The sequence below is a fragment of the Bradyrhizobium yuanmingense genome (assembly GCF_900094575.1).
GTDB lineage: Bacteria > Pseudomonadota > Alphaproteobacteria > Rhizobiales > Xanthobacteraceae > Bradyrhizobium > Bradyrhizobium yuanmingense.
In genome coordinates, this window is the sequence record NZ_FMAE01000006.1 from 56,567 (window position 1) to 68,397 (window position 11,831).

8 protein-coding genes are annotated in these 11,831 nt (G+C 66.6%); 1 reads left to right on the plus strand and 7 read right to left on the minus strand.

All coding sequences use genetic code 11. The features are described 5' to 3' along the window. Nucleotides 1-145: 145 nt before the first annotated feature. Nucleotides 146-3,475, plus strand: coding sequence for a PAS domain-containing sensor histidine kinase (locus GA0061099_RS21580; RefSeq protein ID WP_036030948.1), 3,330 nt, complete (start codon nt 146-148; stop codon nt 3,473-3,475). Between the two features lie 134 nt (nt 3,476-3,609). Here the strand turns inward: GA0061099_RS21580 and GA0061099_RS21585 are convergent, their stop codons facing one another. The 7 genes from GA0061099_RS21585 to GA0061099_RS21620 all read right to left on the minus strand — a co-directional run bounded on the left by GA0061099_RS21585 (nt 3,610) and on the right by GA0061099_RS21620 (nt 11,765). After that, nucleotides 3,610-5,583 (minus strand): methyl-accepting chemotaxis protein, encoded by a 1,974-nt coding sequence (locus GA0061099_RS21585; protein ID WP_036030946.1) that lies wholly within the window; start codon nt 5,581-5,583, stop codon nt 3,610-3,612. Between the two features lie 204 nt (nt 5,584-5,787). Next, nucleotides 5,788-6,960 (minus strand): thiolase family protein, encoded by a 1,173-nt coding sequence (locus GA0061099_RS21590; protein WP_036030944.1) that lies wholly within the window; start codon nt 6,958-6,960, stop codon nt 5,788-5,790. A 355-nt stretch (nt 6,961-7,315) separates the two neighbouring features. Continuing rightward, nucleotides 7,316-8,905, minus strand: a complete 1,590-nt coding sequence (gene serA, locus GA0061099_RS21600; RefSeq protein WP_036030940.1) for a phosphoglycerate dehydrogenase — start codon at nt 8,903-8,905, stop codon at nt 7,316-7,318. Between the two features lie 167 nt (nt 8,906-9,072). Further along, nucleotides 9,073-10,245, minus strand: a complete 1,173-nt coding sequence (locus tag GA0061099_RS21605) for a phosphoserine transaminase (protein WP_036040116.1) — start codon at nt 10,243-10,245, stop codon at nt 9,073-9,075. A 79-nt stretch (nt 10,246-10,324) separates the two neighbouring features. Beyond that, a complete protein-coding gene (locus tag GA0061099_RS21610) occupies nt 10,325-10,516 on the minus strand; it encodes a hypothetical protein (protein ID WP_225133856.1) in 192 nt (63 codons plus the stop codon). 175 nt (nt 10,517-10,691) lie between these two features. Further along, on the minus strand, nt 10,692-11,156 hold the full coding sequence (locus GA0061099_RS21615) for a GNAT family N-acetyltransferase (protein WP_036030931.1): 465 nt from the start codon (nt 11,154-11,156) through the stop codon (nt 10,692-10,694). Nucleotides 11,157-11,174: 18 nt separating this feature from the next. Continuing rightward, nucleotides 11,175-11,765, minus strand: coding sequence for a glutathione S-transferase family protein (locus GA0061099_RS21620; RefSeq protein ID WP_036030927.1), 591 nt, complete (start codon nt 11,763-11,765; stop codon nt 11,175-11,177). Between the last annotated feature and the right edge of the window lie 66 nt (nt 11,766-11,831).

Consider the following 11,831-nt stretch of genomic DNA (forward strand, 5'->3'; position numbering starts at 1 on the left):
GCGGGATTAAGGTTATCGCCGCTCGGGGGACGCTTGCGGGCGTTGGGCCGTGGACCTGGTCGCGCCTTCCGGCGATACTAACCCTTTCTTAAGGCTGTCATTCCCGGCAGCCGCCACTCGTGAAGCGTGAGATGCAGCCGGCCTGATGACGCGTTCGGATTTCCAGTTGCGAGGGGTGGGCGATCCGCGGCTGGCCGTGCATGCGACCTCTGCCCTGCCGGCCTGGCTATGGTCGACCGACGGCGCGCGCGTGCTGTGGGCCAATCCGGTCGGCGCAAAACTGTTCGGCGCGGCCAACAGCGCCGGCCTTGCGGACAAGGTGTTCGGCCCCGCCGACAGCCATCGCCGCCAAATCGTCAGGCTCGCCCCCCAGCTGCCGGCGAACGGCGCAATGCGGCTGCAGCGGCTGCGCGGCTTCGGCGCCCGGTTAGGGGCGCTGATGACCTGTGCTTGCGCGCGGCTCGACTTTGCCGATGGCGGCCATGCCGTGCTGGTCATCGCGATGGACCCGACGCTGCGCACCATGCCGCTGGTCGAGCGGCTGCATCGGCTGGTGGCCGGCGCGAAGGTGCCGATGGCGGCGTTCGCGCCCGACGGGCTGTTCGTCGGCGCGAGCGAGGCCGCGCGCCCCCTGCTCGGCTTCCGCGATCTGCTCGAGGCCGGGCTCGACCGCGCCCGCAGCGATGCGCTGGCAACCGGCCGCGCCGCGGCACCGATCGGCATCGGCCAGATGGTGCTGCAGCGGGTCGGCAGCGGCGCCGATATCGGCCTGGTCGCGCTGATCGAGCCGGCCGCCTCCACGGCGGCGCACGAGGCCGCGCCCGACGTCACGCCCGCGCAGCCTCCGGCCGCGGTGCCGGAGGACGCACAGCCTGCGCCAGACGAGGCACCGTCTGCGATTGCGCTGTTCGACGCATTCACTGAGCCGGCCGAACCGCCCGCCGAGACGATTGCGCCGACGCCGGAGCCGGTCGTCCCCGCGGCGGCCAAAACTCCGGTTGAAAACCAGCCGCAAGCCATTGTGTCGCCGCAGCCCGCGCCGATCAATGCGGGCATGGTCGAGCCGACTTCGGGCCAGGACTCTTCTAGCCACCAAGAGCCGCCCGCACCGCGTCAGCATCCGCTGCGCTTCCTCTGGCAGATGGATGAAGAGGGCCGCTTTGTGCTCGGCTCCGATGAATTCATCCGCCTGATGGGCACGCATACGGCCGCCGGCTTCGGCCGCCCCTGGCGCGAGATCGCCGAGGAATTCTCGCTCGATCCCGAGGGGCGCGTGGCGAAGGCGCTCGAAAGCAAGGATACCTGGGCCGGCATCACAGTGAACTGGCCGGCCGACGGCGGCGAGCACATTCCGGTCGAGCTCGCGGGCCTGCCGGTCTACGACCGCAACCGTGAATTCGCCGGCTTCCGCGGCTTCGGCGTCTGCCGCGATCTCGACGCGCTCAACCGGCTCGAGGCGCTCAGGCGCTTCGAGCTGCTGGTCGAGCCGCCGGCACAGGATCGCTCCACTGAGGCCGTCGCGTTCGATGCGGAGCCCGAGCCTGAAGCGGCGGCGGAAGCTGAGGCGGAGGGCGAAGCAGAGGCACCGCCGATCGCGCCATCCGAGCCTGAGCCGCAAGCCGAGCCCGAACCGCAAGCCGAACCCGACCTGCCAGAGCCCACAAGCGAGACGACTTCACACCCAACCGAACTGGACACGCCCGTGGAAACGCCTCCCAATGTCGTGCCGTTCCGCGTCGCCGGCGATACGCGGCCTCCGACGCTGACGCCGGTCGAGAACAGCGCGTTCAACGAGCTCGCGCGGCAATTGTCCGAGCGGCTTGAACGCGAGCGCGAGACCATCACGACCGACGCGGCCGGACCAGTGGCGGAGATCAGCGCCGAAGCACCGGAGCCGGAGCCGCCGCAGGCCGCAGCCGAATGGCTGACCGAGCCCGCACCGCCGCCGCGCGGGATGAGCGCGCGCGACCGCACGCTGCTCGACCTGTTGCCGACGGGCATCCTAATCTACCGGCTCGACCGCCTGCTCTACGCCAATCCCGCCTTCCTCGCGCGCATCGGCTATGACAGCCTGAGCGCGCTGGAGCATGCCGGCGGGCTGGATGCGCTCTATGTCGAGCCGGGCGTGTCGGCGGCCAGCAGCACCACGCAAGGCGGCACGCCTGTGACGATCAGCGCGACAATCGCGAACGGCGAAACGCCGCCGCCCGCGACGGAAGCGCATCTGCACACGATCGAGTGGGACGGCGACAGCGCGCATGCGCTGATCTGCGCGCTGCCGCAGGCGGCGCCGATCGCGGCGGCTGCCGTCGCAGAGACCGTGGTGGCCGCAGAGCCTGACGCCGCGGACGCGGAGCCCGCGGCCGGCGATGCCGATGCCGAGGATCTCGCCGCCATCCTCGACACCACGGCCGAGGGCATCGTGATGTTCGACGCCGAAGGCAACATCCACGCCTGTAACCGCAGCGCGGAGGCGCTGTTCGGCTATGACGGCGAGGCGCTGCTGCAGCAGAATTTGCTGACGCTGTTCGCCCCCGAGAGCCAGCAGATCGTCGCGGATTATCTGGAAAGCCTGAAGAGCCAGGACATCTCCAGCCTGCTCGATCACGGCCGCGAGGTGCTGGGCCGCGAGAAGAAGGGCGGCGTCATTCCGCTTGCGATGATCATAGGGCGCACCCGCCCCGACGGGCCGAACTTCTTCGCCGTGTTCCGCGATCTCTCGCACGCCAAGAAGGGCGAGAGCGAATTGACGAAGGCCCGCCGCCTCGTCGACGGCGCAGCCAACGCCAAGGCCGACATGCTGGCGCGGATCAGCCACGAGATCCGCACGCCGCTCAACGCCATCATCGGCTTTGCCGAGGTGATGATCTCCGAGCGCTTCGGCGCGCTCGGCAACGAGCGCTACGGCGAATACATGAAGGACATCCGCGCTTCCGGCGAGCGCGTCATCGCCATCATCGACGACCTCCTGGAGCTGTCGCGGATCGAGACCGGCAAGCTCGACCTGAATTTCGCGAACTTGAACCTGAACGATTTGGTCGAGGCCTGCGTGACGGTGATGCAGCCGCAGGCCAACCGCGAGCGCATCATCATCCGCACCTCGCTCGCCCATGCGCTGCCGCAGGTGAGCGTCGATGCGCGCGCGATGCGGCAGATCACCATGAACCTGATCTCGAACTCGATCCGGCTCGCCAGCGCCGGCGGCCAGGTCATCGTCTCGACCGCGCTGACCGATCGCGGCGAGATCGCGCTTCGCATCCGCGACACCGGCCATGGCCTTTCCGAGCGCGAAGTCGCCGCCGCGATGGAGCCGTTCCGCACGCCGCCGCCGGGCGATGCCGCCGACAGCTCGGCGCTGAGCCTGTCGCTGACCAAAGCGCTCGTCGAAGCCAACCGCGCCCGGTTCAACATCAAGAGCGCCGGCCACGGCACGCTGATCGAGGTGGTGCTCGCGCCCGCGCTGGCGGGGGCGTAGGGCGCGGCACGCTCAAGTCGTCATTCCGGGGCGCGCCTCTTGGCGCGAGCCCGGAATCCATCGATCCGCATCAATGGTGGTGCAATGGATTCCGGGCTCGTCGCTTCGCGACGCCCCGGAACGACGGCGGGGGCTCACGCCGCCCGCACCGTCTCCAGGAACCTGCTCACCTCGATCTTCAGCCGGCTGCTGTCGTTCGACAGCGATTGCGCCGCGGACAGCACCTGCGAGGAGGCAGATCCCGTCTCGGTCGCGCCCTGGCGCACGCTGGAGATGTTGGCGCTGACCTGCGTGGTGCCGGCGGCGGCGCTTTGGACGTTGCGCGAGATCTCGCTGGTCGCGGCGCCCTGCTCTTCCACCGCGGCCGCGATGGTGGAGGAGATTTCGGACAGGCGCTCGATGGTGCCGCCGATGGTCTTGATCGCACCGACGGAATCCTGCGTCGCGACCTGGATGCTCGAGATCTGCTGACCGATGTCGCCGGTCGCCTTCGCGGTCTGCTCGGCCAGCGCCTTCACTTCCGAGGCCACCACGGCAAAGCCGCGTCCGGCTTCGCCCGCACGCGCGGCCTCGATGGTGGCGTTCAGCGCGAGCAGATTGGTCTGGCCGGCGATGGCGTTGATGAGCTCGACCACGTCGCCGATGCGCGCGGCCGCCTTGGACAATTCGCTGACGCGGTCATTGGTCTGCCCGGCCTGGGTGACGGCCTCGCCCGCCATGCGCGCGGAGGCCTGCACCTGGCGGCTGATCTCGTTCACGGAGGCGGTCAGCTCCTCGGCGGCGGACGCCACCGACTGCACGTTGGTCGCCGCTTCCTCGGACGCCGCCTCGACCAACGTGGCAAGCTCGGTCGAGCGGCTGGCGGTCGTGGTCAGCGACGTCGCCGACGCCTCGAGCTCGTTGGCCGCCGACGACACGGTCTCGACGATCTCGCCGATCGCGCCTTCGAAATCGTCGGCCATCCTGATCATGTCCGCGCGGCGGCGCTCGGCGGCGAGCTTGTCCTGCCTGATCTTCTCTTCGGCCTCCTCCTGCGCCTTCCGCTCGGCGTTGATCTTGAACGTCTCGACGGCTTGCGCGATCTCGCCGATCTCGTCGGGCCGGCCGAGGCCGGGAAGAACGATGGCGAAATTGCCGTTGGCGAGCTCGATCATCGCCGCGCGCATCGCGGTCAAAGGCCTCGAGACCGAACGTCCGATGAAGATGCCGAGGCCGAGCACGCTCGTCGCAATCAGCGCGATCGCCACTGCAATCCAGAACTGGATGCTGGTGCGCTCGGCCTCGTTGAGACGGTCGGCATCGGCACGGATGCGGTCGACCGATGTCGAGACCTGCTCGATCACGGGCTCGACCGACGCGAAGGCCTCGGACATCGCCTTCGATTCGGCCGCCAGCTTCAGCGCGGTCTCCATCCAGGCGGAGAAGTCGCGCTGATAGTCGGCGAGCTTCTGGCGCAGCTCGGCCTTGGCGCCGTCGGCAATGGCTGCCGCGTCGAGGCCGGCGGCAAATTCGGACGCGCGCTTCTTCATCTCCTCGCCATATCTGGCGTTCCGACGCAGCATGAAATCCTTCTCATGCCGGCGCATCATCAGCATGATCACCTTGAGCTCGGAATTCTGGAACTGGTCGACCTGGCTCTCGATACCGTGGACGGAAGCGCGCAGGCGGCCTTCGAGCCCGGACTTCTCGTCGAGGCCGAGCCGCTGCCGTTCCTCGACCACCGCGGCGAAGCGGGCCTGATAGGTCTTCAGCGACGCATTCATCGCGTCGATCTTGTGCGCCAGCTCGGGCTGGCCGAGCGCTGCGATCTTGCCGCGGAGCGTCTCGATGTCGAGCGCCACCTGCCGGCTGATCTCGACCTGTCGCTGCGCCCTGGCCGGATCGCTGCGCAGCAGAAAATCCTTCTCGGCGCGGCGCGCCTCGAGCAGCTCGACCGCGATCCTGTTGTTCAGCTCGAACACGGTGCGCGCATCCTCGGCCGCGTCGCGATAGACGCCCATCCTCCGCTCGCCGTAGAGGTGAATGCCGCCGATCAGGACGACGCCGATGACGCCAATGACGCCGATCGCGGTGATCTTGTGAGTGAGTCGCAGGGAGAGGAGCCGCATCGTGAACCAAGCTGGTGGTGAGCGATGCCATTGATGAAGCGATATTCGGTGAAAGCTTCCGTTAATTTGCGGGCACGTATTAATACGTGTATTTCACTACAATGCTCGCCGTTGTGCACGGTGACGTGCACAGGCACAGTTCCAAAAAAGAAGCACGGCGCTTCACCAGCGCCGTGCTTCCTTGTCTGCGCGAGACTTGGGCCTTTAGTGATAGATCTCGAACAGGCCGGCGCCGCCCTGGCCGCCGCCGATGCACATCGTCACCACGCCCCACTTGGCCTTGCGGCGGGCGCCTTCCTGCAAGAGGTGGCCGGTGAGACGGGCGCCGGTCATGCCGAAGGGATGGCCGATCGCGATCGAGCCGCCGTTGACGTTGTACTTGGCGGGATCGATGCCGAGCTGGTCGCGGCAATACAGGCACTGGCTGGCGAAGGCCTCGTTGAGCTCCCACAGATCGATGTCGTCGATCTTGAGGCCGGTGCGCTTGAGCAGCTTCGGAATCGCGAACACCGGGCCGATGCCCATCTCGTCCGGCTCGCAGCCGGCGGTAGCCCAGGCGACGAAGCGGCCGAGCGGCTTGAGGCCGCGCTTCTCGGCGTCCTTGGCTTCCATCAGCACCACGGCGGCGGCGCCGTCGGAGAGCTGGCTGGCATTGCCGGCGGTGACGAACTTGCCCGGGCCCTTCACCGGCTCGAGCTTTGCCAATCCTTCCATCGTCGTTTCGGGGCGATTGCATTCGTCGCGATCGACGGTGTAGTCCACGATCGACTCGGCCTTGGTCTGCTTGTCGACGACCTTCATCTTGGTCTTCATCGGGACGATCTCGTCCTTGAACTTGTTCGCCTGCTGGGCCGCGGCCATGCGGCGCTGCGATTCCAGCGAGAACTCGTCCTGATATTCACGGCTGAGCTTGTAGCGCTCGGCGACGATGTCGGCGGTGTCGATCATCGCCATGAAGATGTCGGGGGCGACCTTGAGCAGTTCCGGATCGACCGATTCCTTCGGCGTGCCGCCGCCGGGAATCGAGATGCTCTCGACGCCGCCGGCGACGATGCAATCGGCGCCGTCGGAGCGGATCGAATTGGCGGCCATCGCGATGGTCTGCAGGCCCGACGAGCAGAAGCGGTTCACCGACACGCCGGCGGTGGTCTTCGGCAGGCCCGCGAGCAGCGCAGCCTGGCGGCCGATGTTCGGCGCGCCATGGGCGCAATTGCCGAGATAGCAGTCCTCGACATAGTCCTTCTCGACGCCGGCGCGGTCCACCGCGTGATGAATGGCGTGGGCCGCGAGCGACATCGGCGGCGTGATGTTGAACCCGCCGCGGCCGGATTTCGCCAGGCCCGTGCGCGCATAGGAAACGATGACGGCTTCACGCATTGTTTTCTCCCTTGTCGAACGATTTGGAACGGAGCGTCCTGACGCCATTGGTACACAAAGATTGGGGGTGGGGAAAATGAAAACGCCGCCTCCGGCGATGGAGACGGCGTTGTTCCGCGTGTCGGAATATATGATATGATGATCGTCATTCCGGGGCGTGCGCGCCCGCTCTATCCACACGTCATGCCCGGGCTTGTCCCGCCTGCGCGGCCGAAGCCGCTTCGGCGCGGCGAAGGCCCGGGCATCCACGTTCTTCGCGCCGAGCGGCAAGACGTGGATGGCCGGGTCATAGGCGAGCGGAAGCGACGCCGTCCTTCGGACTGCTATGCCCGGCCATGACGCCGGTGGGAGCCGCTCAGAACGTCAGCGCCTTGGCCTGCTTGACCTGCGGCAGGGCCTGCACCTTGGCGAGCACGTCGGCCGGCACCACACCGTCGACCTCGACCAGCGCAATGGCATCGCTGCCCGGAGCGACCCGGCCGAGATGGAAGGTCGCGATGTTGATCTTGGCGTCGCCCAGAAGCCCCGCGAACTTGCCGATGAAGCCCGGCTTGTCCTCGTTGGTGACGTAGATCATCGACTTGCCGAACTCGGCGTCGACGCGGATGCCCTTGATGTCGACGAGGCGCGGCTTGCCGTCTGCATAGACGGTGCCCGAGACCGACCGCTCCTGCCGCTCGGTGGTGACCGTGACGGTGATCAGGCTCTCATAGTCGCTCTGGGCGGCGCGGACGATCTCGTCCACCACCATGCCGCGCTCCTTGGCGACGACCGGCGCGGACACCACGTTGACCTCGCCCAGCATCGGCCGCAGCAGGCCCGACAGCACCGCGGAGGTGATCGCCTTGATCTTCATCTCGGCGACGTGGCCCTCATATGTGATCTCGACCTTGAGAATGCCGCTCTCGGTGAGCTGGCCGGCAAACGAGCCGAGCTTCTCGGCGAGCGCGATGAACGGCTTCAGCTTCGGCGCTTCTTCCGCCGTGATCGAGGGGAAGTTGACCGCGTTCGAGATCGCGCCGGTGAGCAGGTAATCCGACATCTGCTCGGCGACCTGCAGCGCGACGTTCTCCTGCGCTTCGGTGGTGGAGGCGCCGAGATGCGGCGTGCAGATCACGTTGGGATGGCCGAACAGCACGCTCTTGGTCGCGGGCTCCTCGACGAAGACGTCGAAGGCGGCGCCGGCAATGTGCTTGGCGTTGAGCGCATCGACCACCGCCTGCTCGTCGACGAGACCGCCGCGGGCGCAATTGATCAGGCGCACGCCCTTCTTCATCTTGGCGATCGCGGCCGCGTCGATGATGTTCTTGGTCTTCTCGGTCAGCGGCGTGTGCAGCGTGATGAAGTCGGCGCGCCTGAGCAGATCGTCGAGATCGACCTTCTCGACGCCGATGTCCTTGGCGCGCTCCGGCGACAGGAACGGGTCGAACGCGATCACCTTCATGCGCAGGCCGAGCGCGCGGTCGGCGACGATCGAGCCGATATTGCCGCAGCCGACGACGCCCAGCACCTTGCCGGTGATCTCCACGCCCATGAAGCGGTTCTTCTCCCACTTGCCGGCCTGCGTCGAGGCATCGGCCTGCGGGATCTCGCGGGCGAGCGCGAGCATCAGGGTGATGGCGTGCTCGGCGGTCGTGATCGAATTGCCGAACGGTGTGTTCATCACGATGATGCCCTTGGCCGTCGCGGCCGGGATCTCGACATTGTCGACGCCGATGCCGGCGCGGCCGATCACCTTCAGCCTGGCCGCCTTCTCGAGGATCTTGGCGGTCGCCTTGGTCGCGGAGCGGATCGCAAGGCCGTCGTAATTGCCGATGATCTCGGCCAGCTTGTCCTTGTCCTTGCCGAGATTGGGCTGGAAGTCGACCTCGACGCCGCGATCCCTGAAGATCTGCACGGCAGCGGGCGAGAGCGCGTCGGAAATGAGAACTTTGGGTTTGGTCATGGGATTTGTCCTTCACACCCTCCCCTGGAGGGGGAGGGTCGGCGCGAAGCGCCGGGGTGGGGTGAAGCTGCAACAAAGAAAGTCGCCGGTACGTCGTGTGGAGAGATCACCCCACCCCGCCGCACCTGGCGGTGCGTCGACCCTCCCCCTCGGGGAGGGTAAGAAACTTACGCCGCCTTCGCGAGCGTGGCCTTGGTCTCGGCGAAGGCCCAGTCGATCCACTGCGTCAGCAGCTCGACGTCCTTTGCTTCCACCGTGGCGCCGCACCAGATTCGCAGGCCGGCCGGCGCGTCGCGGTAATAGGCGAAGTCGTAGCCCGCGCCTTCCTTCTCGACGAGGGCCACCAGCTTCTTGCTGAACTCCGCCTGCGCGTCCTCGGAGAGCGAGGTGATCGCGGGATCGGTGAACTTCAGGCACACCGAGGTGTTGGAGCGGATCGATGCGTCCTTGGCGAGGAAGTCGATCCAGGGCGTCTTCGCCTTCCAGTCCGCCAGCACCTTGGTGTTGGCGTCGGCGCGCGCGATCAGCGCCTTGAGACCGCCGATCGACTTAGCCCAGTTCAGCGCATCGAGATAATCCTCGACGCAGAGCATCGACGGCGTGTTGATGGTCTCGCCGACGAAGATGCCTTCGTTGAGCTTGCCGCCCTTGGTCATGCGGAAGATCTTCGGCAGCGGCCAGGCCGGCTTGTAGGTCTCGAGCCGCTCCACCGCGCGGGGCGACAGGATCAGCATGCCATGCGCGGCCTCGCCGCCGAGCGCCTTCTGCCAGGAGAAGGTGACGACGTCGAGCTTGGCCCAGTCGAGCGGCTGTGCAAACGCGGCGGAGGTCGCATCGCAGATGGTCAGGCCTTCGCGGCTCGCGCTGATCCAGTCCGCGTTCGGAACGCGCACGCCCGACGTGGTGCCGTTCCAGGTGAAGACGACGTCGCTCTTGGGATCCACCTTCGACAGATCGGGGATCTCACCGTAAGCCGCATTGAGCTTGGTGACGTCCTTGAGCTTCAATTCCTTGACGATGTCGCTGACCCAGCCCTCGCCGAAGGATTCCCAGGCGAGCGTGGTGACGGGCCGTGCGCCGAGCAGCGACCACAGCGCCATCTCGACCGCGCCGGTATCGGAGGCCGGCACGATCCCGATACGGTAATCGGCGGGGACCTCGAGCACTTCGCGCGTCAGGTCGATCGCGAGCTTGAGCTTGGTCTTGCCGATCTTCGCGCGATGCGAGCGGCCGAGAGCTGCGTCCTTGAGATTTTGGGCGTTCCAGCCGGGGCGCTTGGCGCAGGGGCCGGAGGAGAAATGCGGCACGGTCGGCCGCGAAGCGGGCTTCGCTACAGTCATGATCTACCCTTCCAGATAGTAAGCCTCCCGTTGGGGGGAGGTGTCCCGCCGCGGCTGATACGGGAATCGGGAAGGTCCGTCAAGGAAGTTCCGGGGCCTCACGCGCCAGTGATGGCGCTTCCGGTGCAATATCAGGGGATTCGACGACAGTGAGCGCATTCAGCAAGTCCGTGGCATCGCTGATCAATTGCGCCGCCTTGCGGCGGCTTCCGACCTTCAAAACGCATTTGTCATTGGCCTGCACGACGTAGTCGTTGCCGACCTTGATCATCGAATAGCTTGTCATCGAAATGTCCCGAACCGAGCGAGCCCGGTGTCAGATGCCCCCGTAGCACCCTTCGTTCCTTCATCAATGTGAACGACGGAGCGGTAGTTTACCGGCTCTTAACACGACCGAGTGAAAAGCCCGCTTTTCGCCGGCTGCGCAGCGCTCGCGTCGCGCTGCCTCAAAAGCGGACAGTCATTCCGACGTGACTCGCCGTGAAGCCGAGCCGCTTGTAGAAGCGCTGCGCATCGACGCGCGTCTGATGCGTGAGCAACTCGACCAGATTGCAGCCGCGCGCCTTTGCTTCCGTCACGGCCCATTGCACCAATTGCTCGCCGATGCCGCGGCTGCGACACTCGGTGGCAACGCGAACATCCTCGAGCAGGCCGCGCGATCCGCCTTGCGAGCTCAGGCCCGGCAGGATCGCGAGCTGCAGGCAGCCGACCACCCTGCCCTCACTCTCGGCAACGACCAGCGTGAGATTCGGATCGCGCGCGATCCGCGCGAATGCGTCGTAATAGGCGGACGGCAACGGATCCTCCACGCGCTCGCGCGCGCGGCCGAGATGATCGTCGGCGAGCATCGCCACGATCGCGGCGACGTCCTCGCGGCGCGCGGGACGGATAGAGACGGCTTCGGCATTCATCTCAGGCGACTCCGCACCTCAGCGCGCCGGCGGAAGGCCGAGACACGCTTCGACGTCACCGATCCAGCGGCGGACGGAGGCATAGCGGCCGAGGTCGAAGCCGCCTTCATGGGCAACACGCGTATAGGCGAGCAGCGACACGTCGGCGAGCGACACCTCGTCGCCGGCGAACAAGCGGCTGGCTGAGAGGTGTTGCTCCATGCGGTCGAGCGCCGCATAGCCGCGCTTGACCTTTTCAGGATCGAGCTCGGAGGCATCCTTGCCGAGATAGACGATGAGGAAGCGGCACACGGCGATATAAGGCTCGTGGCTGTACTGCTCCCAGAACAGCCATTCGTCCATCTTGGCCGCCGTGAAGGCGTCGCGCGGAACCAGCGCGCTGTCGCGGGCGACATAGCGGATGATGGCGTTGGACTGCGCCAGCGTACGGCCGTCGTCGAATGCAACGGTGGGGACCTGGCCGGCGCCGTTCATCTTCAGGAATTGCGGCGTGCGCGTCTCGCCCTTACGGGTGTCGATCTCGATCCACTGGTAGGGCACAGCGAGCTTGTCGCAGACCCACTTCACCTTGAGACAATTGCCGGAATTGCTGTCGCCGTAGATCTTCATCGCTGCCGCCCCGCTTTCGGAACGAGAGAGCATCAGGACGAAGCGCAGCTGTCAACAGGAAGCGGA

Excerpts from the sequence above, each read along its gene's own strand:
- GA0061099_RS21590 (WP_036030944.1), bottom strand. The coding sequence starts at position 6,960 with ATGCGTGAAGCCGTCATCGTTTCCTATGCGCGCACGGGCCTGGCGAAA.
- serA (WP_036030940.1), bottom strand. The coding sequence starts at position 8,905 with ATGACCAAACCCAAAGTTCTCATTTCCGACGCGCTCTCGCCCGCTGCC.
- GA0061099_RS21585 (WP_036030946.1), bottom strand. The coding sequence starts at position 5,583 with ATGCGGCTCCTCTCCCTGCGACTCACTCACAAGATCACCGCGATCGGC.
- GA0061099_RS21620 (WP_036030927.1), bottom strand. The coding sequence starts at position 11,765 with ATGAAGATCTACGGCGACAGCAATTCCGGCAATTGTCTCAAGGTGAAG.
- GA0061099_RS21605 (WP_036040116.1), bottom strand. The coding sequence starts at position 10,245 with ATGACTGTAGCGAAGCCCGCTTCGCGGCCGACCGTGCCGCATTTCTCC.
- GA0061099_RS21580 (WP_036030948.1), top strand. The coding sequence starts at position 146 with ATGACGCGTTCGGATTTCCAGTTGCGAGGGGTGGGCGATCCGCGGCTG.
- GA0061099_RS21610 (WP_225133856.1), bottom strand. The coding sequence starts at position 10,516 with ATGATCAAGGTCGGCAACGACTACGTCGTGCAGGCCAATGACAAATGC.
- GA0061099_RS21615 (WP_036030931.1), bottom strand. The coding sequence starts at position 11,156 with ATGAATGCCGAAGCCGTCTCTATCCGTCCCGCGCGCCGCGAGGACGTC.